This is a genomic window from Streptomyces griseofuscus, assembly GCF_014673495.1.
GTDB classification, from domain to species: domain Bacteria; phylum Actinomycetota; class Actinomycetes; order Streptomycetales; family Streptomycetaceae; genus Streptomyces; species Streptomyces murinus.
This window is the reverse complement of the sequence record NZ_CP051006.1, coordinates 5,585,239-5,610,258: the sequence shown is the minus strand read 5'-3', so window position 1 is coordinate 5,610,258 and position 25,020 is coordinate 5,585,239. Positions and strand designations below refer to the sequence as shown.

Annotated in this window: 21 protein-coding genes; 17 read left to right on the top strand and 4 right to left on the bottom strand. The window is 73.1% G+C overall.

Features of this window, described 5'->3' with window-relative positions; genetic code table 11:
- Positions 1-69 precede the first annotated feature (69 nt).
- On the top strand, positions 70-657 hold the full coding sequence (locus HEP81_RS25455) for a TetR/AcrR family transcriptional regulator (protein ID WP_037651761.1): 588 nt from the start codon (positions 70-72) through the stop codon (positions 655-657).
- A 43-nt stretch (positions 658-700) separates the two neighbouring features.
- Positions 701-1,063 (top strand): cytidine/deoxycytidylate deaminase family protein, encoded by a 363-nt coding sequence (locus HEP81_RS25450; RefSeq protein ID WP_078967146.1) that lies wholly within the window; start codon positions 701-703, stop codon positions 1,061-1,063.
- A 129-nt stretch (positions 1,064-1,192) separates the two neighbouring features.
- Here the strand turns inward: HEP81_RS25450 and HEP81_RS25445 are convergent, their stop codons facing one another.
- From HEP81_RS25445 to HEP81_RS25430, 4 genes are all read right to left on the bottom strand, one after another.
- Entirely contained in the window at positions 1,193-1,474 is a 282-nt protein-coding gene (locus tag HEP81_RS25445) for a hypothetical protein (protein ID WP_037651758.1), read from the bottom strand.
- Between the two features lie 58 nt (positions 1,475-1,532).
- Entirely contained in the window at positions 1,533-3,680 is a 2,148-nt protein-coding gene (gene malQ, locus HEP81_RS25440; protein ID WP_037651756.1) for a 4-alpha-glucanotransferase, read from the bottom strand.
- Positions 3,681-3,968: a hypothetical protein gene (locus tag HEP81_RS25435; RefSeq protein ID WP_106979837.1), complete on the bottom strand. Its 288-nt coding sequence runs from the start codon at positions 3,966-3,968 to the stop codon at positions 3,681-3,683. It abuts the gene before it with no gap.
- 174 nt (positions 3,969-4,142) lie between these two features.
- Positions 4,143-4,679 carry an HNH endonuclease gene (locus HEP81_RS25430; protein ID WP_037651754.1) on the bottom strand — a complete coding sequence of 179 codons (537 nt, stop codon included), beginning with the start codon at positions 4,677-4,679 and terminating at the stop codon, positions 4,143-4,145.
- Between the two features lie 349 nt (positions 4,680-5,028).
- Between HEP81_RS25430 and HEP81_RS25425 the strand changes: the two genes are divergently transcribed.
- The 15 genes from HEP81_RS25425 (at position 5,029) to HEP81_RS25355 (ending at position 25,002) form a co-directional block, all read left to right on the top strand.
- Entirely contained in the window at positions 5,029-6,114 is a 1,086-nt protein-coding gene (locus HEP81_RS25425) for a mechanosensitive ion channel family protein (protein ID WP_172637106.1), read from the top strand.
- 83 nt (positions 6,115-6,197) lie between these two features.
- Entirely contained in the window at positions 6,198-6,827 is a 630-nt protein-coding gene (locus HEP81_RS25420) for a Uma2 family endonuclease (protein WP_037651749.1), read from the top strand.
- Positions 6,828-6,959: 132 nt separating this feature from the next.
- Positions 6,960-8,171 (top strand): ROK family transcriptional regulator, encoded by a 1,212-nt coding sequence (locus tag HEP81_RS25415; RefSeq protein WP_037651747.1) that lies wholly within the window; start codon positions 6,960-6,962, stop codon positions 8,169-8,171.
- Between the two features lie 88 nt (positions 8,172-8,259).
- Positions 8,260-9,612 (top strand): ABC transporter substrate-binding protein, encoded by a 1,353-nt coding sequence (locus HEP81_RS25410; protein WP_167739831.1) that lies wholly within the window; start codon positions 8,260-8,262, stop codon positions 9,610-9,612.
- 3 nt (positions 9,613-9,615) lie between these two features.
- Complete coding sequence (locus HEP81_RS25405) at positions 9,616-10,557, top strand: carbohydrate ABC transporter permease (RefSeq protein WP_037651746.1); 942 nt, start codon at positions 9,616-9,618, stop codon at positions 10,555-10,557.
- A 2-nt stretch (positions 10,558-10,559) separates the two neighbouring features.
- Positions 10,560-11,453, top strand: a complete 894-nt coding sequence (locus HEP81_RS25400) for a carbohydrate ABC transporter permease (RefSeq protein WP_037651744.1) — start codon at positions 10,560-10,562, stop codon at positions 11,451-11,453.
- 7 nt (positions 11,454-11,460) lie between these two features.
- Positions 11,461-12,726: a 6-phospho-beta-glucosidase gene (locus HEP81_RS25395; RefSeq protein ID WP_037651742.1), complete on the top strand. Its 1,266-nt coding sequence runs from the start codon at positions 11,461-11,463 to the stop codon at positions 12,724-12,726.
- Positions 12,717-13,703 carry an N-acetylglucosamine kinase gene (locus HEP81_RS25390; RefSeq protein WP_037651740.1) on the top strand — a complete coding sequence of 329 codons (987 nt, stop codon included), beginning with the start codon at positions 12,717-12,719 and terminating at the stop codon, positions 13,701-13,703. The genes HEP81_RS25395 and HEP81_RS25390 overlap by 10 nt, the downstream gene beginning before the upstream one ends.
- Before the next feature lie 211 nt (positions 13,704-13,914).
- A complete protein-coding gene (locus tag HEP81_RS25385; protein WP_037651738.1) occupies positions 13,915-15,384 on the top strand; it encodes a hypothetical protein in 1,470 nt (489 codons plus the stop codon).
- A gap of 14 nt (positions 15,385-15,398) precedes the next feature.
- A complete protein-coding gene (locus HEP81_RS25380) occupies positions 15,399-16,427 on the top strand; it encodes a glutamate ABC transporter substrate-binding protein (protein WP_037651736.1) in 1,029 nt (342 codons plus the stop codon).
- A 41-nt stretch (positions 16,428-16,468) separates the two neighbouring features.
- Positions 16,469-17,740 carry a coiled-coil domain-containing protein gene (locus HEP81_RS25375; protein WP_037651734.1) on the top strand — a complete coding sequence of 424 codons (1,272 nt, stop codon included), beginning with the start codon at positions 16,469-16,471 and terminating at the stop codon, positions 17,738-17,740.
- The gene (locus HEP81_RS25370) at positions 17,740-20,226 is read left to right on the top strand and encodes a serine/threonine-protein kinase (protein ID WP_063755193.1); all 2,487 of its coding nucleotides are present in this window, start codon (positions 17,740-17,742) and stop codon (positions 20,224-20,226) included. The genes HEP81_RS25375 and HEP81_RS25370 overlap by 1 nt, the downstream gene beginning before the upstream one ends.
- A gap of 3 nt (positions 20,227-20,229) precedes the next feature.
- Positions 20,230-21,594: a PP2C family protein-serine/threonine phosphatase gene (locus HEP81_RS25365; protein ID WP_037651729.1), complete on the top strand. Its 1,365-nt coding sequence runs from the start codon at positions 20,230-20,232 to the stop codon at positions 21,592-21,594.
- A gap of 88 nt (positions 21,595-21,682) precedes the next feature.
- A complete protein-coding gene (locus tag HEP81_RS25360; RefSeq protein WP_037651727.1) occupies positions 21,683-23,020 on the top strand; it encodes a vWA domain-containing protein in 1,338 nt (445 codons plus the stop codon).
- 59 nt (positions 23,021-23,079) lie between these two features.
- Positions 23,080-25,002, top strand: a complete 1,923-nt coding sequence (locus HEP81_RS25355; RefSeq protein ID WP_190276033.1) for an FHA domain-containing protein — start codon at positions 23,080-23,082, stop codon at positions 25,000-25,002.
- The last annotated feature ends 18 nt before the right edge of the window (positions 25,003-25,020 follow it).

Genomic DNA, 25,020 nt, shown 5'->3' with positions numbered 1-25,020 from the left:
AACGGTAGTGCGGGGCCGGAAATGGGTCAACACTTGTTGGCCTACGTGTGTTGGCCTACGCTCGTTGATGTGACCGAAAAGCACCCGTCCCCGCCCGCACCCGCACCCCGCCGTTCCGACACCACCCGCACCGCGATCCTCACCGCCGCCCGCGAACGCTTCGCCGCCGACGGCTACGACCGGGCCACCATCCGCGCCATCGCCAAGGACGCGGGGATCGACCCGTCGATGGTGATGCGCTACTTCGGCAGCAAGGAGGGGCTGTTCGCCGCGGCCATCGACGTCGATCTGCGGCTGCCCGACCTCACGCCGGTGCCGCGGGAGGAGGCCGGCCGCGCGCTGGTGAGCCACTTCCTCGATCTGTGGGAGGGAAACGAGCAGCTGCGGGCCATGCTGCGGGTCGGCGTCACCAACCAGGCCGGGGCCGAGCGGATACAGGGTGTCTTCCGCGACCAGTTGCTCCCGGTGGCCCGGCAGGTGTGCCCCGACCCCGAGCAGGTCCCGGCCCGCGCCGCGCTCTGCGCCGCCCAGCTCCTCGGCCTGGCGCTCACCCGCTTCGTCCTCCGCATGCCCGCCTCGCAGGCGCTGACCAGGGAGGAACTGGTGGCCTGGATGGGCCCGACGGTGCAGCGCTACCTGACCGCGCCGAACCCGTGAAACAAGGTGCGGTACGCCTCCCGCCGGGAGAGACCCGCTGCCCGTGAAGACCACTGACGGCACCGACGGAACCGACGAGGACCTCGCCCTCGTCGCCGCCGCGCGCACCGGTGACGGCGGGATCGTCACGGCCGAGAACGTCTGTCACTTCACCGGCGGCCCCTGCGCCGAGCTGGTCGTGATCGGCGCCGCCGCGGGGCAGGGGGCGTACGAGCTGACCCCGATGGTCGCCGTGCGCTCGCGCGACATGGCGGTGATCCCGCTCTGCGGCCGCTGCCGGCAGGTCCTGATCGACTATTTCCCCGGCATCGACGTCCTGGTCCAGCCCAAGGGGCGGCGGCTGACCCGGCTGCCCGTCGCCGAGCCGCTCCCGGCCGCCTTCAGCCGGTCGGCACCCCAGCCTTAGGAAGCCGCAGCGGCCGTAGAGCGCCCCGGGCGCGGAAACGCCGAGGGCGCCGACCTCACCCGGGTACGCGACGGGCACGTACCGACGGGAGGACAGGCGCCCCCGGCGTAAGAACCGATGATCCGGCGATCAGACCTTGGCCTGGGCGTCGGGCTTGACGTTGATGTTGGACGAGGTGGTCTTGCCCTTGCCGCGGGACTTGTCCAGCGCCATCACCAGACCGGCGATGACCCCGAAGAGGACCAGCGGGAGCAGCACGTACAGACCCAGCGTCTGGACGACGCTCAGGCCCGGACCGGGGTCGTCGCCGTCGTCGCGGATCAGCGCGAGCGCAGGGGACGACATGAGCAGCATCATCAGCGTCGTACCGGCGCCCAGGGTGCCGGCGCGCAGGGCGTTCTTCTTGTCCACGATCTCAAGTTAGCGAATCACCCGGAAGGGCGCGCGCCCGGGGTCCCGTAGCGCCCCCTCAACCCTGTCTGAGCTGGGCGAACACCTCCAGGAGAGCGCGCAGCCGCGGGGCGGCCGTCAATTCCTCCAGCGGCACCGCCCTGCCCTCGCGGTCCGCGATCGGCAACCGCCAGTTGGGGTATTCGGCGCAGGTGCCCGGCAGATTCTGCGGGCGGCGGTCACCCACGCCGTCCGGGAGCCAGACGCCGATCAGCCGGGCCGGGGTGCGCAGCAGGAACCGGTGGACGGCACGGACCTGCGCCTCCTCGTCGGTGCCGGGCGGCCCGGTCGCCGTACCGCCCACCGGTCCGAGGCTGTCCGCCGGTCCGAGGCTGTCCGCCGGTCCGACGCTGTCCACCAGTCCGAGGCCGCCCAGCAGGGCGAGCCACTCGGCGGCGTCGGCGACGGCCTCGGCGCGTTCCTCGGCGGCGGGACGGGTGAGCAGGCCGAGCCGGTCGCGCAGTTCGACGTGGTCGCCGGTGAGGCGGGCCGCGGTGGGCGGCAGATCGTGGGTGGTGGCGGTGGCGAGGCAGTCGGCGCGCCAGCGCTCGGGGGGCAGCGGGCGGCCGTCGCCGGTCCAGTCGCGTTCGAACCAGAGCACGGAGGTGCCGAGCACGCCGCGCCGTTGCAGGGTCTCGCGGACGCCCGGCTCCACGGTGCCGAGGTCCTCGCCGATGACGACGGATCCGGCGCGCCCGGCCTCCAGGGCGAGGACGGCGAGCATGGCCTCGGCGTCGTAATGGACGTACGTGCCCTCGGTGGGCGGGCTGCCCTGGGGGATCCACCAGAGCCGGAACAGGCCCATGACGTGGTCGATGCGCAGGGCGCCCGCGTAGCGGAACAGGGCGCGCAGGAGCTCGCGGAAGGGGGCGTAGCCGCAGGCGGCGAGGCGGTCGGGGCGCCAGGGCGGCAGGCCCCAGTCCTGGCCGCGCGCGTTGAAGGCGTCCGGGGGCGCGCCGACCGACATACCGGCGGCGAAGACGTCCTGCTGGGCCCAGGAGTCGGCGCCCGCGGGGTGCACGCCGACGGCGAGGTCGTGCACGATCCCGACCGGCATCCCGGCCTCCCGGGCGGTGCGCTGTGCGGCCCGCAGCTGTCCGTCGGTGAGCCAGGCGAGGCGGGTGTGGAAGGCGACGCGGTCGGCGAGTCCGGCACGGGCGCGGGCGGTCGCCGCGGAGCGCGGGTCGCACAGGCCGTCGGGCCAGGTGGTCCAGTCGGGGCCGTGGATCTCGGCGAGGGCGTAGTACGTGGCGTGGTCGTCGAGGGCCTGGCCGTGGGCGGCGCGGAAGGCGTCGTAGGCGGCGCGGCGGCCGGGTCCGAGGGGGACGGCGAGGACCGTCTCCAGTGCCTCGCGCTTGAGCTCCCACACCGCGTCGCGGTCGATCAGGGCGCCCTTGTCGAGCACGGCGGCCCGCAGCCGCGCGGCCCGCTCCAGGAGCCCGGCGAGCCTCTCGCGGTCCTCGGCGTACGCGTACTCGGGGACGTCCTCGACCCGCAGATGCACGGGGTCGGGGAAGCGCCGGGAGGAGGGCCGGTACGGCGAGGGGTCCGTGGGCGCGCCGGGCACGGCCGAGTGCAGCGGGTTGACCTGCACGAACCCGGCTCCGGCGACCCTCCCGGCCCAACCGGCCAGCTCGGCGAGGTCCCCGAGGTCGCCCATCCCCCAGGAACGGCGGGAGAGCAGGGAGTACAGCTGGACGAGGAGCCCGTAGGAGCGTCCGGGCGGCGCGGGCAGCCGGTCGGGGGCGACGACGAGGTGGGCGTGAGCGGTGCGGCCGTCGGGGGCGGTGGCGGTGACCCGGTGGACACCGAGGGGCAGCCCGGCGACGAGGGGCGCGCTCACGCGGTACGACTCCTCGCCCTCCTCCGTCTCGACGCGTACCCGGGTGCCGGGCGGCAGGGCGGTGAGGGCGGCGGGGTCATGGGGGTCGCCGGCCCAGTGCACGACGGTCGGCGGCAGCAGGCGTTCGCGCAGCGCGCGTTCCCGGTCGGCGAGCGCGGCGCGGACCGCTTCGGGGGTGGTGGCGTCGACGCCGAGGGCATGCAGCGCGGCGACGACGGCGGAGTCGGGGACGGTGACCGTACGGTCCGGGGCGGGGCGGTAGGAGACGGCGACCCCGTGCAGCTCGGCGAGCCGTGCCAGCTCGTCCGTGCGCGCCCCCGTCATCTACGACCCCGCCGCGTAGGCGTCCGACTCGCTGGTGAGAGTGCTGGTGTCGGCGAGCGGCGGCTCGCTGGTCAGGGGCTCGGCGGCGGGCAGCGGCGGCTCACTGGTGAGCGGCGCCGTGGTGGCGGCGGCCTCCGCGTTGAACGCGTACAGCCTGATCTCTCCGGTCTCGGTCGACTCGATCGACTCGATGGTCTCGGCGGACGTCTCCGCCAGGGGTTTGCGCAGGCTGTCGGTACGGCGGTGTTTCCACTGCGCCGGGATCTGGGTTCGGGCCGGTACGGGCACGGGGACTCCTTGTCGCTCAGGGCCGGTCAGGGCAGGCCTACCCAGTGAGCGCGATGACAGACGTCCCCGAACGGCGGAGCTGCGTCACGTCCTCGAAACGGCGCGCACACCACCGACCCCCGCGTCCCGTCCTGCCGGGCAGGGCGCGGGGTGGATGCGCGAAGGCCCGGATCGTCAGGCTGAGATGCCGTCGATCCGGGCCATGGCGTCTTCCGCGCCGTACGGCTGTAGGTAGGGCAGCCAGCGCGGGTCCCTATGGCCGGTGCCGATGATGCGCCAGGCCAGACCGGTGGGCGGGGCCGGTTTGTGGTGCAGGCGCCAGCCCAGTTCGACGAGGTGGCGGTCGGCCTTCACGTGGTTGCAGCGGCGGCAGGAGGCCACCACGTTGTCCCAGACGTGCTTGCCCCCGCGGCTGCGCGGGATGACGTGGTCGACGCTGGTTGCGACGCCACCGCAGTACATGCACCGGCCCCCGTCGCGTGCGAAGAGCGCACGGCGGGTGAGCGGAACGGGCCCGCGGTAGGGAACCCGGACGAATCGCTTGAGCCGGACCACGCTGGGTGCGGGGAGTGTGACGGTCGCGCTGTGCATGAAGGCGCCGGATTCCTCCAGGGAGACGGCCTTGTTCTCCAGGACGAGGATGAGCGCGCGGCGGAGCGGTACGACGCCGAGCGGCTCGTACGACGCGTTGAGGACCAGGACATGCGGCACGGGTGCCTCCTTGGGCGTCGGCGGCGCGTGGCTCGCGCCGGGACGATCTGCACCCAGTCTCCCCTCATGCCTGGTGGCGGCGCCACCATGTCCCGGTAACGGGCTGGGAGTGTTTTCGACCACAGGTGATACATCCCCAGGATCACGGCCTGTTCAAGCCAGGGTGAGCCGTGTCTCTCCTGCGCCCCTCCTTGGCGGATCCGCACAGGACACCCACAATGCCCCGTTAGTGTGGTGGTGCTGGCCGTCCGGTGATCTTTTCGTGACCTCGCAGACCCTGCCCGCCCCACCGGTACGGACCGTGCAGCACCTGGAGGTACCTGCCGTGTCGTCCTTGCCCGTGGTCCTGATGGCCGCCGGTGCGTCTTCGTCCCCGTCGCCGTCCCCTTCGGGTACGGCGCCCGCGGTGCCGACGCTCCAGGGCGCCCAGGAGAGCGCGACGAACGCGGCGAGCTGGGTCGAGCAGAACTGGTCGACGTGGCTCGCCATGGGGCTCCAGATCCTGTTGATCATCGTCGTGGCGGTCGCGCTGAGATCGGTGGTACGGCGGGCGATCACCAAGCTGATAGAGCGGATGGCCCGGACCGCGCAGGCCGTGGACGGCACCGCGCTGGGCGGGCTGCTGGTCAACGCGGAGCGGCGGCGGCAGCGGTCGGCGGCGATAGGGTCCGTGCTGCGCTCGGTGGCGAGCTTCCTGATCCTCGGTACGGCGGCGCTGATGGTGCTGTCCACCTTCAAGATCAACCTGGCCCCGCTGCTGGCGTCCGCCGGTGTCGCCGGTGTCGCGATCGGTTTCGGCGCGCGGAACCTCGTCACGGACTTCCTGTCCGGCGTGTTCATGATCCTGGAGGACCAGTACGGCGTCGGTGACGTGATCGACGCGGGCGTGGCCACCGGCGAGGTGATCGAGGTCGGGCTGCGCGTGACGAAGCTGCGCGGCGCCGAGGGCGAGATCTGGTACGTCCGCAACGGCGAGGTCAAGCGGATCGGCAACCTGTCCCAGGGCTGGGCGACGGCCGGGGTCGATGTGACCGTGCGGGCGAGCGAGGACCTGGACAAGGTCAAGGCGACGCTGGACGAGGTCGCCGAGAAGACCAGCAAGGAAGAGCCCTGGAACGAGCTGCTGTGGGGCCCGATCGAGGTCCTCGGCCTGGACTCCGTGCTCATCGACTCCATGGTGGTCCGCGTCTCCGCCAAGACCATGCCCGGCAAGTCCGTCACCGTCGAACGCGAGCTGCGCTGGCGCATCAAGCGCGCCTTCGACGCGGCGCACATCCGCATCGTGGGCGGCGCGACGGCCGTCGAGGACGTGGAGGACCTCCCCGACCCCACCGCCGCGGTCGCCGCCCCCTCCGCCTTCTCCAACTCCGACTCCCCGCAGTCGATGGCGGCGACCCCGATCACGACGCAGCGGACGGTTCCGCCGAGGAAGTAGGGGAACGGTTCAGCACGCTCGTTCGAGTGAAGAGGTGGGGCATTCCGGCGCGGTGGCGTTCGGGGTGCCCCACGGTGCTGTCCATGGACAGTACCGGTGATGCCGCTCCGGACCTCATGGCGCAGCTGGAGCCGGACCGCCTGCTGGCGGCGTACGAGGCGGTGTCACCCATGCCCGTACGCCCCGAGTTCCTCGAAGGCCGCGCCTACCTGCCGCAGTCGCCGCCCGATCACGGGCACGGCAGCGCGGTCATGAGCTTGCTCCTCCAGTTCCGGTCGGCAGCGGTCCCGGGCATCGGCACGGGCAACGGGTACCGGTTCACCGGCCGGACCGGCAGCGCGGCCGGGTTGCTCGTCCCCGACATCCACGTCCGGAGCCGAAAGGCGACCAGCGCCGACGAGGCCCACTACGCGGCATGTCCGGGCTGGCACCCCAGCGACATGCTCGACCTGGTCGGCGAGGTCACCTCCGCCGACCACGAAATCGACACCGGCCCCAAACTCCGCGCCCACTCCGCCGCCGGCATCCCCGTCTACGTCCTCATCGACCGCCGTTCCAGGACCGCCCACTGCGACACGAACCCGGCCCCGCCCGGCGACGACCCCGCCGACGCCTACTACGAGCAGGACACCAAGGCCGACCTCGGCGACCCCCTCCCCCTTCCGGCGCCGTACCCCGCCCTCGACACCAGCCCCTTCCTCGTCACCGGCTGACGAGCCCTCCGCACCCCCGAGATAACGACTCTGTTGCCTCGGGGGTCTCGCGTATTGACGCCCCCTCCCCGCCGGGCTTACGTTCGGGCGGAATAGGAAAGTTTCCTAACAGTGAGGCAGGTGTCGGGACCCATGGCAGGAACGGCCGGTACGCCGGGGACTCCGCGCGTGCTGCGGGCGATGAATGATCGTGCCGCGCTGGATCTGCTGCTGGAGCACGGGCCGTTGTCCCGGACCCGGATCGGGAACCTGACGGGGCTGTCCAAGCCCACCGCCTCCCAGCTGCTGGCCCGGCTGGAGGCCGCGGGGCTGGTCAGGGTCACCGGGACCAGCGAGGGGCGGCCGGGGCCCAGCGCCCAGCTGTACGCGGTGCACCCCGGTGCCGCCTACGCCGCCGGCCTCGACGTCGCCCCGGACCGCATCCGCGCCGCCGTCGCCGACATCACCGGCCGCACCATCGGCGAGTACGAGCTGCCCACCCCCGGCAGAAGGCCCGCGCAGTCCGTCGTACGACAGGTCACCGACGCCCTCGACGGCGCCGTGAAGGCGGCCGGGCTGGCGCGCGGCGAGCTGCACCGGGTCGTCATCGGCACGCCGGGCGCGTTCGACCCGAACACCGGGCGGCTGCGCTACGCCTCGCACCTGCCCGGCTGGCACTCCCCCACGCTGCTCGACGAACTCGCCGCCGCGCTGCCGATGCCGGTCGAGTACGAGAACGACGTCAATCTCGTCGCCGTCGCCGAACAGCGCCTGGGAGCCGCCCGCGGCCACGGGGACTTCGTGCTGCTGTGGAACGAGGAGGGGCTCGGCGCCGCCCTCGTCCTCGGCGGCCGGCTGCACCGCGGCTGGACCGGCGGCGCAGGCGAGGTCGGCTTCCTGCCGGTGCCGGGCACGCCCCTGGTGCGCCAGGTGACCCGGGCCAACAGCGGCGGCTACCAGGAGCTGGCCGGCGCCCAGGAACTGCCGAAGCTGGCCCGCGAACTGGGCGTCCCTGACGTGCCGCCGGGGCCGTACACCGAGTCGGCCCGCGAGCTGCTGGCGCGCGCCGCCGACCACGCGGACGGCCCGCACCGGGAGCTGCTGACGGCGTACGCGACCCGTCTCGCCACCGGTCTCGCCGCGCTCGTCTCGGTCCTCGACCCCGAACTCGTCGTCCTCAGCGGCTCCGCCCTGACCGCGGGCGGCGAGGTGCTGCGCGCCCTGATCCAGGCCGAGTTGGAGGAGCTGGCGGCGGCCCGGCCGCGGCTCGTCCTCGGCGACATCCGTGAACACCCCGTCCTGCGCGGCGCGTTGGAGTCCGCGCTCGCCACCACCCGGGACGAGGTCTTCGACACCTCGCGCTGACCGCCCCCGGCCCCGATAAACCCGGGCCACGAAAACCCCCGCACCGCGCCCTCCCCACCCCGACCCGAACCGTCCTGGGAGATCCGCCATGCCCACAGCAGCACCCGGAGTCATCAGAGCCACCCGCAAAGCCGCCCTCGCCCTCGCCGCCTCCGCCGTGCTGCTGACCGCCGCCTGCACCGGGCAGTCCGACGCGGGTGCCACGGACGATCCCACCAAGGACACGACGATCAACTTCTGGCACGCCTGGAGCGCGCCGAACGAGGTCGCGGCGGTCAAGTCCCTGGTCGCCGGGTTCGAGAAGGCGCACCCCAACATCCATGTGCACATCGTCGGCAACATGACCGACGACAAGATCAACCAGGCGCTGCGCACGGGCGGCGGCGACGCCCCGGACGTGATCTCCTCCTTCACCACCAACAACGTGGGCAAGTTCTGCTCCTCCGGCGCGCTGATCGACCTCGACCCCTTCCTGAAGAAGGCGGGCATCGACCCCGCGCGCACCTTCCCGAAGGCGATGAACGAGTACACCCGGTTCGACGGCGACCGCTGCACCGTGCCCCTGCTCGGCGACGCGTACGGGCTGTACTACAACAAGACGGCGTTCGCGAAGGCCGGGATCAAGCAACCCCCAAGGACCTGGAGCGAGTTCGAGGCCGACGCCAAGCGGCTGACCGTGCCCGCCGGGGACTCGTACAAGCAGCTCGGGTTCATGCCCGACTACCACGGCTGGGAGACCACCACCGAGCACTACTTCGGCCAGTTCTCGCCGAAGTACTTCACCGCGGACGGCAAGTCGAACGTCGCCAAGGACCCGGCGTTCCAGCAGGGGTTCGCGCTCCAGAAGCGGCTCGTGGACGAACTCGGCGGATTCCGGAAGCTGGAGCGGTTCCGCTCCACCCTCGGCGACGAGTGGGGCGCCAAACACCCCTTCCACACCGGCCAGGTGGCCATGCAGCTGGACGGCGAGTGGCGGCTCGGGATGGCCGAGCAGGCCAGGCCGAAGTTCGAGATAGGCGTCGCCCCGCTGCCCGTACCGGACGATCAGTTGGACCAGTACGGCAAGGGCTACATCACCGGCACCATCACCGGCATCGCCGCCACCAGCCGCAAGCAGAACGCCGCCTGGGAGTTCGTGAAGTACATCAGCACGGACACGGACGCGGTGGTCGGCTTCGCCAATGACATCCACAATGTGCCGTCCACCCTCGCGGCCCTCAAGTCCCCCAGGCTGAAGTACGATCCGCGCTTCAAGACCTTCCTGGACATCGCCGCCGACCCCGACTCCACCACCACACCCGCCTCCCTCAACGGCGGCCAGTACCTGGTGACGCTCCAGCAGTTGGGCTACGACTACGAGAGCGGCAGGGTCACGGATCTGACGGCCGGGCTGAAGAAGGCCGCCGCGCAGATCGACACGGACATCGCGCAGGCGAAGTAGCCGATGGGCACGCTCACCCTGGCCGCCAAGCGCCGCCGCTCGGCGCTGCGCACGCTCGCCTTCCTGTCGCCGTGGCTGATCGGCTTCGCGGTGTTCTTCGCGTACCCGCTGATCTCGACGGTCTACTTCTCCTTCATGCACTACGACGGCTTCCGGCCGCCCATCTGGAGCGGCGGGAAGAACTGGACGTACGTCTTCACGCACTACCCGCTGTTCTGGCCCGCGCTGCGCAACACGCTGTGGCTGGTCGTGGTGATGGTGACCCTGCGCGTGGCCTTCGGGCTCGGCATCGGGATGCTCATCACGAAGATCAAGACGGGTACCGGCGTCTTCCGCACCCTGTTCTATCTGCCCTACCTCGCCCCGCCGGTCGCCGCCACCATGGCCTTCGCCTTCCTGCTCAATCCCGGTACCGGGCCGGTCAATTCACTCCTGGAGAAGGCGGGGATCCCGGCGCCGGGCTGGTTCGACGACCCGGACTGGTCCAAGCCGGCACTGACCCTGCTCGCGCTGTGGGGCATCGGCGATCTGATGGTGATCTTCATGGCCGCGCTGCTCGACGTACCGAGGGAGCAGTACGAGGCGGCCGAGCTGGACGGCGCCTCCGCCTGGCAGCGGTTCCGGTACGTGACACTGCCGAACATCTCCCCCATCGTGATGTTCGCCGTCGTCACCGGGGTGATCCAGGCGATGCAGTGCTACACGGAGCCGCTGGTCGCGGGGAAGGTGGCCTCCGGGGTGATCCAGGGCGCGGGCGCCCAGTTCGAGCCCGGCTACCCGGACAAGTCCACGCTCACCCTGCCCCAGCTCGTCTACAACCTCGGCTTCCAGCGCTTCGACTACGGCTCCGCGTGCGTCGTCGCCCTCGTACTCTTCGCCCTCTCCATGGCATTCACCGCGCTTCTGATGCGGCGCCGGGGCGGCCTGATCCAGGCAGGTGACTGACCATGACCCAAGTACTCGCCACACCAGCAGAGTTGGTGCCCTCGTCCGCGCCCGCCCGACGCACCGCCCGCCGCAAGGAGCTGCTCCGGTGGATCGCGGTGCACTCCCTCGGCGTCGCCGCCGCGCTCTTCTTCGTGCTGCCCTTCGTGTTCGTGCTGCTGACCTCGCTGATGAGCGACAGCCAGGCACTGAGCCGGGACCTGATCCCGGGCACCTGGGAGTGGGGCAACTACCGCAAGGTCTTCGACACACCCGGCTTCCTCACCTGGTGGCGCAACACCCTGATCTACGCGGGACTCGGCACCGCACTGACCGTGGTGTCCTCGGTCCCGGTGGCGTACGCGCTCGCCAAGTTCCGCTTCCCGGGCCGCAATCTGGCCCTGATGCTGGTGATCTCGATGATGATGCTGCCCCCGCAGGTCGTCGTCATCCCGATGTACCTCTTCTGGGCGAAACAGCTGGGCCTGTCCGGGACGCTGTGGCCGCTGATCATCCCGATGGCGTTCGGCGACGCGTTCTCCATCTTCCTGCTGCGCCAGTTCCTGATGACGATCCCGAACGAGTACGTCGACGCCGCCCGGGTGGACGGCTGCGGCGAACTGCGCACCCTCGTCCGGGTCGTGCTGCCGATGGCCAAGCCCGGCATCGCCGCCGTGGCCCTCTTCCAGTTCTTCAACGCCTGGAACGACTACTTCGGCCCCCAGATCTACGCCTCCGAGAACCCCGGTGCCTGGACGCTGAGTTACGGCCTGGAGTCCTTCAAGGGCGCGCACCACACCGACTGGAACCTCACCATGGCCGCGACGGTACTGGTCATGGCCCCCGTGATCCTCGTGTTCTTCTTCGCCCAGAAGGCATTCGTCGAAGGCGTCACGCTCACCGGAGTGAAGGGTTGATCTCTGTATGAAACTCACCGTGGTCGGCGGCGGCTCGACCTACACCCCCGAACTCGTCGACGGCTTCGCCCGGCTCAGGGACATCCTGCCCGTCGAGGAACTGGTCCTGGTGGACCCGGACGCCGAACGCCTGGAGCTGGTGGGCGGGTTGGCCCGGCGGATCTTCGCCAGGCAGGGGCACGGCGGCCGGATCGTGACCACCGCCGACCTGGACGCGGGCATCGACGGCGCCGACGCGGTGCTGCTCCAGCTGCGCGTCGGCGGCCAGGCGGCCCGGCGGCAGGACGAGACCTGGCCGCTGGAGTGCGGCTGCGTCGGCCAGGAGACCACCGGCGCGGGCGGCCTCGCCAAGGCGCTGCGCACCGTACCGGTCGTGCTGGACATCGCCGAGCGGGTCCGGCGCGGCAATCCGCGCGCCTGGATCATCGACTTCACCAACCCGGTCGGCATCGTCACCCGCGCCCTGCTGCACGCCGGGCACCGCGCGGTCGGGCTGTGCAATGTGGCGATCGGCCTCCAGCGCAAGTTCGCCGACCGCCTCGGAGTGACCCCGCAGGACGTGCACCTCGCGCACGTGGGCCTCAACCACCTCACCTGGGAGACCGCCGTACGGCTCGGCGGGCCCGAGGGCGAGAACGTGCTGCCCAAGCTGCTCGCCGAGCACGGCGACGCCATCGCCGACGACCTGCGGCTGCCGCGCGCCCTCCTCGACCGCCTCGGTGTCGTCCCCTCGTACTACCTGCGCTACTTCTACGCCCACGACGAGGTCGTACGGGAGCTGCGCACCAAGCCCTCGCGGGCCGAGGAAGTGGCGCGGATGGAGCGGGAGTTGCTGGAGATGTACGGCGATCCGGCCCTGGACGAGAAGCCGGCGCTGCTCGCCGAGCGAGGCGGGGCCTACTACTCGGAGGCCGCGGTGGACCTGGCGGCGGCGCTGCTGCGCGGCGAGGGCAGCCCGTACCAGGTGGTGAACACGCTGAACAAGGGCACGCTGCCGTTCCTCGCCGACGACGCGGTGATCGAGGTGCAGGCCGCGGTCGGCCCGACCGGTCCCGCGCCGCTGCCGGTGCCGGAGGTGGACCCGCTGTACGCGGGCCTGATCGCCAACGTGACGGCGTACGAGGAGCTGGCCCTGGAGGCGGCGCTGCGCGGTGGCCGGGACCGGGTCTTCCGCGCCCTGCTCGCGCACCCGCTGATCGGCCAGTACGAGTACGCCGAGACCCTGACCGACAGACTGATCGCACACAACCGGGAGCATCTCGCGTGGGCCTGACCTCGACCGACACCGCGAGCGTGCTCGCCATCGACGCGGGCAACAGCAAGACCGACGTGGCCGTGGTCAGTGCCGCGGGCGAGGTGCTGGCCACGGCGCGCGGCGGGGGCTTCCGGCCGCCCGCGGTCGGCGTCGCGGCGGCCTTCGACGCGCTCGCCGAGCCGGTGCGCCGCGCGCTGGCGGACGCGGGCCTGGACCGTGCCACCCGTGTCTCCGCGTGCCTGGCCAACGCCGATCTGCCGGTGGAGGAGGAGCAGTTGGCGGCCGCGCTGCACGAGCGCGGATGGGGCGGGGCGGTGGAGGTGCGCAACGACACCTTCGCGATCCTGCGCGCGGGCGTCGCCGAGCCCCGGGGCGTGGCGGTGGTCTGCGGGGCGGGCATCAACTGCGTGGGGATGCGGCCCGACGGCCGTACCGCGCGCTTCCCGGCGATCGGCCGGATCTCCGGCGACTGGGGCGGCGGCTGGGGCCTCGCGGAGGAGGCGCTGTGGTTCGCGGCGCGGGCCGAGGACGGCCGGGGCGAGGCGACGGCGCTCGCGCGCACCCTGCCCGCCCACTTCGGGCTGTCCTCCATGTACGCGCTGATCGAGGCGCTGCACCTGGAGCATCTGGCGCCGGAGCGGCGGGGCGAGCTGGCCCCGGTGCTGTTCGCCACGGCGGACGGCGGCGACCCGGTGGCGCGGGCGATCGTGGACCGGCTCGCGGACGAGGTGACGGTGCTGGCCACGGTCGCGCTGACCCGCCTTGAGCTGCTGGACGAACAGGTGCCGGTGCTGCTCGGCGGGAGCGTGCTGACGGCCGGGCACGACCGGCTGGACGACGGCATCCGCGCCCGGCTCGCGGCCCGCGCCCCCAAGGCCGCCGTGCATGTCGTCAACGCGCGTCCGGTGCTCGGCGCCGTCCTCCTCGGACTGGACCGGCTCGGGGCGGCGGCGGGGGCGCAGGAGCGGGCGCGGAGGTACTGGGAAGCGCCGTGAATCCGCCCTGAACGCCCCTGTGGAGAAACGGTTTCCTCGGGGCAGGTCAGGGCATGGGCCACGCCCCGGCCCGAGGAACCGAACACCTGCTCCCGGCGTGTATAGGGGCAGCGCACACTGGGATCCGCGCAAGATCCAGTGAAGGCCGGTGCGGAATGTCGGTCCGTGCGGCGATACTTGGCTGCGTACGGATGACCATGGGGGAGGTCGAGTGACACACCCGCCGCAGAGCGCAGCACCACCCATCGCGGGCTCCGCCGTGCCCGCCGCCCCCGGCATCCCCGCCCAGCCCGGCCGGCCCGCTCCGGCGCCGGGCCACGCACCGCACCCGTCCCACGCGCCGCAGCCGCCCCGGGCGCCGCGCCCCCGGCGGACCGCCTTCGCCGAGGGCGCCGAGAAGCTGCGGGCCGCGGCGACCACCGAGCCGGGCCGGCTGCGCCTCATCGGTGCCGTACTCGCCCTGCTGGTCGTGACGTTCGGCGCGGTCACCGCCTGGCAGAGCAGCGAGCGCGCGGCCGCCGCGGACGATGTGCTGCACCGCAGCCAGCCGCTCAGCTCCGGCGCCGCCGACATCTACCGCTCGCTGGCGGACGCCAACACCGCCGCCTCCAGCGGCTTCCTGGCGGGCGGCCAGGAACCCGCGTCGACCCGCGACCGGTACGAGAAGGACATCAGCGCGGCCGCCTCCGGCCTGGTCACGGCCGCCGCCAACGCGGAGCCGGGATCCGCCTCCGAGGCCACCATCGCCCGGCTGAACCGGCTGCTGCCCGAGTACAAGGGCCTCATCGAGCGGGCCCGCACCTACAACCGCCAGGGCTACCCGGTCGGCGGCGCGTATCTGCGGTACGCGAACGAGAAGATGCAGTCGGAGATGCTCCCGGCCGCGGAGGACCTCTACACCAAGGAGAACGCGCGCCTGGACGCCGACTACGGGGACGCGACGCCGTACCCCTGGGCGGCCATCGCGCTCGGTGTGCTCACCCTGGCCGGGCTCGGCTGGGCCCAGCGCCGGGACTACCTGCGCACCAACCGCGTCCTCAACCACGGCCTGGTCGGCGCCGGCTGCGCCACCGCCGTCGCCCTGCTGTGGCTCACCGTGGGACACACCGTCGCGCGCTCCGAGCTGACCGGCTCCTACGACCACGGCATCCGCTCCCTGACCGTCCTGCACGACGCCCGCATCGCCTCCCTGAAGGCGCGGGGCAACGAGAATCTGAGCCTGGTGGCGCGCGGCGCCGAGACCGTCACGGTCGGCGGCGAGCAGTACGACACGTACTACTACGACTTCGACAAGGACATGACCGTGCTCGGCAAGGGCCTCGCCCGGGCGGAGCGGCTCGCCGACGACTCCGGCGGCACCGCGCCCGTGAAGTCCGCCGAGGCCGGCACCGCGCTGTGGAAGCAGCGCCACAGCGCGGCCCGCGCCGAGGACGAGAACGGCGACTACCAGCAGGCGCTGGACAAGGTGATCGGCGCCAAGGGCACCACCGGCGAATGCTTCGACGGTGTCGACAGCGACCTCGCCCGCGCGATAGGTCATGAGCAGGCCGAGTTCCAGCGGGCCGCCACGAGCGGGCGGGACGCCATGACCGGGCTGCCCGTCGGCGCCGCCGCCCTCGCGGTGCTCGGCGCGGCGGGCGCCCTCGCCGGGATCGGCCGCAGGCTTTCGGAGTACCGGTGAGAAGGGGCGGGGCGATGGACGCGAGCCGGCTGCGCGGCTGGGGCGGGGTCGGCACGATGGCGGTCCTGTGCGCCCTGGCGCTGGCCTTCGTCCTGCTGCTGCCGTGCACACAGATCGCGCACCACCACCACGCCGCCCCGGACCGGGCCGGGCAGCAGCTCGCCGAGGGCAGCCAGGTGCGCGCCGGGTCCTGCCAGGACTCCGAGGCGCAGAAGCAGACCCTCGCCCCGTCCGGCGCGGACGGGGCGACCATCGACGCCATCAAGGCCCGCGAGGGCGCCCGGCGCAAGCTGATCGTCGGCGTCGACCAGAACAGCTACCGCTGGGGCTATCGCAACCCCAACACCGAGGGCGCCCAGCTGGAGGGCTTCGACATCGACCTGGTGCACCGGATCGCCCAGGACATCCTCGGCGACCCGGACGCGGTCCAGTTCAAGGCGATACCGACCAACCAGCGCATCCCGGCGATCCAGGACGGCCGGGTGGACATGGTCGTCCGTACGATGACGATCACCTGCGAGCGGCTCGGGCAAGTCGCGTTCTCGGCGCCGTACTTCAAGACCGGCCAGCAGGTCCTCGCGCCCAAGTCGTCGACGATCACCGGGTACAACGACACGCTGGCGCACAAGAGGGTGTGCACGGCCGCCGGTTCGACCGGGTACGCGAAGCTGGACGCGGACAAGAAGGCCGGGACGCTGCCCGCCTCCACCGACATCTCCACCACCGTGCCCAACCAGCTGGACTGCCTGGTGCGGCTCCAGCTCGGCGAGGTGGACGCGGTGGTCACCGACGGCGCCCTCGCCGCGAGCCAGGCCGCACAGGATCCGGCCGTGGAGCTCAAGGGCGCGCCCTTCACGACCGAGTACTACGGAGTGGCGATGAAGAAGGACGCCTCCGATCTGGTGCGCCGGGTCAACCGGGTCCTGGTCGCCTACCGCGCCAGTGGCTGGCAGGCGTCGTACGACACATGGCTGTCGGCCACACTGGGAAAGGACTCCTCGGCGTCCAAGCCGCCCGCACCGCGGTATCTGCGCACCAGTTGAACCACGGCCGACCGGAACACACAGCAAGCGAGAGGTGATCGATGGGCGTCACGGACCCCGCCGGGCCGGTGATGGACCGGGACGAGGTGGACCGTGCGCTGGCGCGGCTCGGCCAGGAGCACGAGGCCATCGAGACCTCGCTGCTCGCCCTCCAGGACCACGCGGGCCGCAGACTCCTGGAGGGCGCCGAACTGTCCGGCGTCACCCAGGAGCGCTGGCAGGCCACGGAGGACCGGATCACCCTGCTGTGGTCGTACTTCGACGCCTATACGGCCGCGCTGCGCGGCGCCCGCGAGATCCGCGCCCGGCGCCGCTGGTCCAGCCGGGAGGACCTGGCCGAGCTGACCGAGCTGCTGCGCGGCACCTCCGTCGCGGTCGCCGCGCCCGAAACCGGCCGGCTCAGCGAGAGCTTCTCGCTGGCCGAGCTCGTGGACCGGATGAACGAGATGTACGCGAGCAGCCTGGACCTGGTCGTCACCGCCGACGCGGTCTGGTCGGCGCTGCCCGCGCGGATCGATCTGCTCGCCGCCGAGCTCCAGCGCACCCGGCAGCTCGCGCACTCCGTCGGCGTGCGCCCCGGCGAGCACCCGGCCGGGGACGACCTGGAGCGGATCACCCGCACCCTGACCCGGCTGCGCGAGGACGTGATCCGCGACCCGCTCGCCTTCTGGGTGCCCGCCCGGGGCAGTTCGGCGCCCGGCGGCGGCCGCCCGGACACCACGGTGTACGACCGCGAGGCGCGCGCCCTGGAGGACGTGCGCCGGGAGATCGACGCGGTGCTGACCGTGCGCCAGGACGCGGAGGCCCGGCTGATCCGGCTCCGGGACGTCCTCTCGCGTGCGGACCGCACCCTCGCCGAGGCCCGCACGGCGCGCGGCGAGGTGCTGGCGAAGATCGCCGCCACCGAGGTGCCGGTGGTCAGCGGCCCGCCGACCGTGCTCCAGGAGCAGCTGGCGACGGCGGCCGAGTACCGGCGGGGCGCCCAGTGGCACCGGCTGTCCCCGCTGCTGGAGTCCCTCGAACAGCGGGCCGAGGACGAACTGCTGCGTGCCCGCGAGCAGTTGACCGCGGTCACCGCGCCGCTCGCGGTCCGCGCCGAACTGCGCGGCCGGCTCGACGCCTACAAGGCGAAGGTCGCCCGGCACGGCCTGGCCGAGGACCCGTTCCTGGTGGAGCGGTACGACGCCGCCCGGCGGATGCTGTGGAGCGCGCCCTGCGATCTGCGGGTGGCCGAGGGCGCGGTGCGGCGCTATCAGCGGGCGGCGGCCGAACTGCTGGACGGCGCGCCCGAGGACCGTAAGGGGGACCAGTGATGAGCGGGGCCGGGCGGGCCTGTCAGCGGCCGGGCTGCGAGGGGTCGTACGAGGACGTCGGCGGCGGCGAGCTGTACTGCGACACCTGCGGTCTGGCGCCGGTGGTGTCGGCGACCGGGATGGTCGGCTCGCCGCCCACCGGGGTCACCCGGGGCGCCGCCGGGAGCCGGGGTTTTGGCAGTGCCCGCAGCGCGCGCACGTCCTCGCAGTCGTCCAGGTCGCGGCGCTCGGTGTCGGGGCGCCTGTCGCGGTCCCTGTCCGGCGGCGCCGCCACCGCCCGCTCGGTGTCGGTGCGCAGCTCCGGCTCGTCCTCGGGATCCTCGGGGCGCGGCCGGCTGGGCGCGGGCCTGGTGGATGTGCCGCAGGTGCCGCGGCCCGACCCGCACACCATGGTCCTGGACAACCCCGAGGTGCCCGAACGCAAACGGTTCTGCTCCCGCTCGGACTGCGGGGCGCCGGTGGGCCGGGCCCGGGGCGAACGGCCGGGCCGTACCGAGGGGTTCTGCACCAAGTGCGGCCACCCGTACTCCTTCGTGCCCAAGCTGAAGGCCGGGGACATCGTGCACGGCCAGTACGAGGTCGCGGGCTGTCTCGCGCACGGCGGCCTTGGCTGGGTCTATCTCGCCGTGGACCGTGCCGTCTCGGACCGCTGGGTGGTGCTCAAGGGCCTGCTGGACACCGGGGACCAGGACGCGATGGCCGCCGCGATCTCCGAGCGGCGCTTCCTCGCGGAGATCGAGCACGCCAACATCGTGCGGATCTACAACTTCGTGGAGCACCTGGACCAGCGCACCGGCTCCCTCGACGGCTACATCGTCATGGAGTACGTCGGCGGCAAGTCCCTCAAGGAGATCGCCAACGCCCGCCGCACGCTTGACGGCAGACGCGATCCGCTGCCGGTGGAGCAGGCGTGCGCGTACGGCATCGAGGCGCTGGAGGCACTCGGCCATCTGCACAGCCGGAACCTGCTGTACTGCGACTTCAAGGTCGACAACGCCATCCAGACCGAGGACCAGCTCAAGCTGATCGACATGGGCGCGGTGCGCCGCATGGACGACGACGAGTCCGCGATCTACGGCACCGTCGGCTACCAGGCCCCCGAGGTCGCCGACGTGGGCCCCTCGGTGGCGAGCGACCTGTACACCGTGGGCCGCACCCTCGCCGTGCTCACCTTCGACTTCCAGGGCTACACCAACGTCTACGCCGACTCGCTGCCGGACCCCGAGACCGTCGAGGTCTTCCGCCGCTACGAGTCCTTCTACCGCCTCCTGGTCCGCGCCACCGACCCCGACCCGGCCCGCCGCTTCGGCTCCGCGCAGGAGATGGCGGAGCAGCTGACGGGGGTGCTGCGGGAGGTCGTGGCCCTCCAGAGCGGCCAGGCACGGCCGGCCCTGTCGACCCTGTTCGGGCCCGAAGTGCGGGTCACCGACCCGGAGTTGTTCCCCCGGCTGCACGCAGACGTGTCGCGGCTCGGAGCGCGGGAGATCCCGGGGCGCAAGCGCGGCAGCGCCGCCCCCGCACCGGCCCCGGCGCCGGCCGTCCTGGTCAAGCCGCTCGACTTCCCCGCCGCCGCCCTCGCGCTGCCCGTGCCCCTGGTCGACCCGAGCGACCCCAACGCCGGTCTGCTGGCGGGTCTCGTGGGGTCCGCGCCCGGTGAGCTGCTCGGGGCGCTGGCGGCGGCGCCCGCGCAGAGCGTGGAGACCCGGCTGCGGCAGGTGCGCTCGCGGCTGGAGACCGCGGACCACCACGGTGCGGGGACCGCTCTGGCCGCGCTGGACGAGGAGCGGCCCGAGGACTGGCGGGTGGTCTGGTACCGGGGCCTGGCCGCGCTGGTCACCGGCGACTTCGAGGGCGCCGCGCTCGCCTTCGACGCGATCTACGACGCCTTTCCCGGCGAGGCCGCGCCCAAGCTGGCGCTCGGCGCCTGCGCCGAGGTGCTGGGCCAGCTGGACAACGCGGCCGACTACTACCACCTGGTGTGGACGACCGATCCCAGTTATGTGAGCGCGGCGTTCGGGCTCGCCCGGGTGCGGCTCGCCGCCGGGGACCGGCAGGGCGCGGTGCGCACACTGGAGTCGGTGCCGGAGTCGTCCATCCACTACACGGCCGCCCGGGTCGCCGCCGTCCGCGCCCGGCTCAGAGGGCGCACCGCGGCCGCGGGTGACGTACCGTTCCTGGAGGATCTGACCGCCGCCGCCGGGCAGGTCGAGGCGCTCCAGGCGTACGGGCTCGACCCGGCGCGGCGCGAGGTGCTGTCGGCGGAAGTGCTCGGCTGTGCGCTGGACTGGATACTCTCCGGGGACCGGAACACCGCCCGGACGGCTTTTGGCGGGCGGGTGCTGCTGGGCAGCGGACTGGACGAGCGGGGCCTGCGCTTCGGCCTGGAGCGCGCCTACCGCACGCTGGCCCGGCTGGCCCCCGGCGGCCAGGAGAGGAACGAACTGGTGGAACGGGCCAACCGTTACCGCCCCCGGACGTGGGTGTAGTTGATGTCCCAGATGCCCCAGCAGGCAGCCCCGGCCACGTGCCCGAGCTGCGCGGAACCCGTCGAACCGGACGACCTCTTCTGTGGTGCGTGCGGTCATGACCTCTCGGTGCTGCCCGCCCCGCCCCGGGACCACGCCACGCCGGCCATGACCGGCCCCCGGGACTCCGGTGTCCCGGCGCCCAGGGCCGGCGTGGAGTGGCCCGCCCCCGAGCCCCCGGGCTCCGACTCCATCTCCCCCAAGACGCATCTGCCGACCGATCTGCCCGGCACCGACTCGGGCGGCCACCCGCTGCACCCCGGCACTCCGGGGGCGCCCGCGGGAGCGCCCGCGTCCGGCGTCCGCCTCGACCGGCCGGCGGAACCCGAGGAGTACCCCTTGCAGGCCCCCGACCCCCGCGCCGCAGGCGAGACCCCCGACCCTGAACAGCGGCCCGAGGAGCACGCGCAGCCCGCCACCACCTGTGTCGCCTGCCGCGCCGGCCGCGTGGACAGCGACGGCTACTGCGAGAACTGCGGGCACGCCCAGCCCCGCGAACGCGACCACATGGAGCGGGAGTCGGGCCCGGTGGCCGCCGTCAGCGACCGCGGACTGCGCCACCACCGCAACGAGGACTCCTTCGCCCTCGGCCACACCGCGCTGCCCGACGGCGGCCCCGCCACGCTCGCCGTCGTCTGCGACGGCGTCTCCTCGGCGACCCGCCCCGACGAGGCGTCGGCCGCCGCCGCGCGTGCGGCCGGTGACGTCCTGCTCGCCGCCCTGCCGCGCGGTACGCATCCGCAGGCGGCCATGCACGAGGCGATCGTCGCCGCCGCCCAGGCCGTCAACGCGCTGGCCGGGGAGCCGGACGCGGCCCGCGAGCACGACCCGCACCAGAACGCCCCGGCCTGCACCCTCGTCTCCGCCGTGGTCGCCGCCGGACTCCTGGTGGTCGGCTGGGTCGGCGACAGCCGCGCCTACTGGGTGCCGGACGACCGCGACGCGCCGCCCGCCCGGCTGACCGAGGACGACTCCTGGGCCGCGCAGATGGTCGCCGCCGGACTGATGAGCGAGGCCGAGGCGTACGCCGACGAGCGCGCCCACGCGATCACCGGCTGGCTCGGCGCGGACGCCTATGAACTGGACCCGCACACCGCGTCGTTCAAGCCGGACCGGCCCGGTGTGGTGGTGGTGTGCACCGACGGGCTGTGGAACTACGCCGAGACGGCGCGGGAGATGGCCGAGACGATCCCGGCGGACGCCGCCGCCCGGCCGCTGCACAGCGCCCGTGTCCTGGTCGGCCACGCCCTGGACGGCGGGGGGCACGACAACGTAACAGTGGCCGTGCTGCCGTTCCCCGCACCACCGCAGGGGGCAGGATCGGCCTGAGGCCACGGGGGCCACGGGCCGGAGGGGACCGGCCCGTACACAGCACCGCCGCGCGTGAGCGAGCCGGTGGAGGGGGATTTGAGTTCGTATGGCCAATTTCGCGAAGCCGAGCGTGCCACGGTTCTCGGTGGACGTGTACCAGAATGAGTACCTGCCCGAGGGCGGCCGCGAGGTCAACGCCATCGTCACGGTGACGGCGACGGGGGGCGGCACGCTGGGCGGGGGCCTGAGCCCCGCCGCCTCGGACGGGCGGCCCTCCGCCGCCGTGGCGATCATGGTCGACTGCTCGGGCTCCATGGACTATCCGCCGACGAAGATGCGCAACGCCCGGGACGCCACGGCCGCCGCCGTCGACACCCTGCGCGACGGCACCCACTTCGCGGTCATCGCCGGCACCCATGTGGCCACCGAGGTCTACCCGGGCGACGGGGGCCTGGCCGTCGCGAGCCCCACCACCCGGCACCGGGCCAAGCAGGCGCTGCGACGGCTCGCCTCGGGCGGCGGTACGGCCATCGGCACCTGGCTGCGCCTCGCCGACCGGCTGCTGTCCTCGGCGGACGTCGCCCTGCGGCACGGCATCCTGCTCACCGACGGGCGCAATGAGCACGAGTCGCCGGAGGATCTGCGCGCCGCCCTCGACGCCTGCGCCGGGCGGTTCACCTGTGACGCGCGGGGCGTGGGCACCGACTGGGAAGTGAAAGAAGTCACAGGGATCGCCTCGGCGCTCCTCGGCACCGCCGACATCGTCGCCGATCCGGCGGGTCTCGCCGCCGACTTCACCCGGATGATGGAGACGGCGATGGGCAAAGAGGTCGCCGACGTCGCCCTGCGGGTGTGGACGCCGGTCGGCACCACCCTCCGCTATGTCAAGCAAGTCGCCCCCGCCGTCGAGGACTTGACCGCCCGCCGCACCGAGGCCGGGCCGCGCGCCGGGGACTATCCGACCGGGTCCTGGGGCGACGAGTCCCGCGACTACCACCTGTGCGTGGAGGTCCCACCGGCCGGCCTCGGCCGCGAAATGCTGGCCGCGCGGGTGTCGTTGGTGGTTCCGCAGCCGGACGGCTCGGCACAGAACCTCGGCGCGCAGGGCCTGGTGCGGGCCGTATGGACCGACGACATGACGGCCTCCACCGCGATCAGCCCTCAGGTCGCCCACTACACAGGTCAGGCCGAACTGGCACAAGTCATCAAACAGGGCCTCGATCTGCGCAAAGTGGGCGATTTCGATGGAGCAACGGCCAAACTGGGACGGGCCGTTCAGTTGGCGAGCGCCTCGGGGAACGCGGATACTGCGAAACTGCTTTCGAAGGTGGTGGACGTGGTCGACGCCGCGACAGGTACTGTGCGGTTGAAGACGAGGGTCGCTCAGGCCGATGAGATGACTCTGGAGACCCGGTCCACAAAGACTGTTCGTGTAAAGAAGTGACCTGGAAGCGACCCTAGCGATCCAGCCGGACCCTTAGAGGAAGAAGGGGAAGCACCGACATGCCGACCTGCCCGAACGGACACCAGTCGGGTTCCGACGACTGGTGCGAGGTCTGCGGTCACCGCATGGCCGGTGCCGTACCTCCGCCTCCGCCGCCCCCGCCGCCCGGCGGTTACGGCTTCCCGCCCCCCGGGGCCGGCCGGCAGGGCGCCCGCCCGCCGGCCGCCACCGGCGAGGCCGAGCTGTGCCCGCAGTGCCGTACGCCCCGCGAGGGCGGCGCGCCCTTCTGCGAGGAGTGCCGGTGGAACTTCCTGACCAACACCGCGACCTCGTACACCCCGGCGGCCCCGCGCCCCACGGGCGGCCCGCACTTCCAGTCGCCGAACACGCCGTTCGGCGGCGGTGACGGGTTCGAGTACCAGGGCTCCCGGCCCTCGCAGGTGAACCGTCCGGCCGAGCCGATCCCGTCGTTCGGCAGCGAGCCCTCGGGCCCGACCCCGTTCGACCGCACCCCGCCGAGCCCGCCGACCTCCCCCGGTCCCCCGGCCCCGCCCGCCTTCGGGCGGATCCCGGGCCAGGGCGCACCCGGCGCCCCTTCCGGCCCGGGTCAGGGTCCCGGTGGGCAAGGTCCCGGTGGCCAGGGCCAGGGTGGCGGCTACGGCTACCCCCAGCCCGGTGGCACCCAGTCCCCGCCCCCGAGCTTCGGCGGTGACCGCGGCCCCGGCACGGGCCCCGGCGCCCCTTCCGGCCCGGGTCAGGGTCCCGGTGGGCAAGGTCCCGGTGGCCAGGGCCAGGGTGGCGGCTACGGCTACCCCCAGCCCGGTGGCACCCAGTCCCCTCCGCCGCCCCCGAGCTTCGGCGGTGACCGCGCTCCGGCCGGTCGCCCCTCGCCCTTCGGCAACGCCCCGGGCCAGGGTCCCGGCACAGGCGGTCCGGCCGGTGGCCCCTCCGGTCCCGGTCAGGGTCCCGGCGGTCAGGGCGAGGGCGGCTACGGCTACCCCCAGCCCGGCAACCCTCAGTCCCCGCCCCCGCCCCCGAGCTTCGGCGGCGACCGCGGCCCCGGCACGGGCCCCGGTGGTCAGGGCGGCGGCCCCTCGCCCTTCGGAAGCGGCCCCGGCCAGGGCCCCTTCGGCGACCCCTCCCGGCCCACGGGCCCCGGCGGCCAGGGCGGCCCTGCCGGTCCCGGTCAGGGTCCTGGTGGTCCCGGTCAAGGTCCTGGTGGTCCCGGTCAGGGTCCCGGCGGCGCTTCGCAGGCGTTCCCGTCGGCGGCCGGTGGCCCGCCCGCGCCCCCGGCGTTCCCGCAGGAGACCGGGCGTCCCCCGGCCGGCGGTCCGCAGGGCGGCCCCTTCGGTGGTCCCGGTGGCGGACCGGGCTCCGGTGGCCCCGGCTCCGGCGGTCCCTCCTTCGGCGGCGGTGACGACGACTGGGTGATCTCCCCGCCGTCGTCCGCCAACCCCTCGGGCCCCGGCCAGGGCGGCGGCTACGGCTACCCCCAGCCCGGTGGCACCCAGGCCCCCGCGCACCCCGGCTTCCAGAAGGCCCCCGCGGGTCCGGGCTTCCCGGACGCCGCGGGTCAGTCCACCTGGACCGCGACCATCGGCCCGGACCGCGAGTACTTCATGGCGATGATGCACCGCTCCGGCCCCGAGGCCACGGGCCTGAACCTGCCCGCGTACTCCCCCGAGCAGCAGCGCACTCTCACCGGCGACCAGGTGACGATCGGCCGCCGCCGGCACTCCACCGGCGACACCCCGGACATCGACCTGGCCGTGCCGCCGGAGGACCCGGGCGTCTCGCACCAGCACGCGATGCTGGTGCAGCAGCCGGACGGCAGCTGGGCGGTGGTCGACCAGAACTCGACCAACGGCACCACGGTCAACATGTCGGAGGAGCCGATCCAGCCGTTCGTGCCGGTTCCGCTGCGCGACGGCGACCGGGTGCACGTGGGCGCCTGGACGACGATCACGGTCCGCCGGGGTTAGTCAGACCCCGAGCCCGGC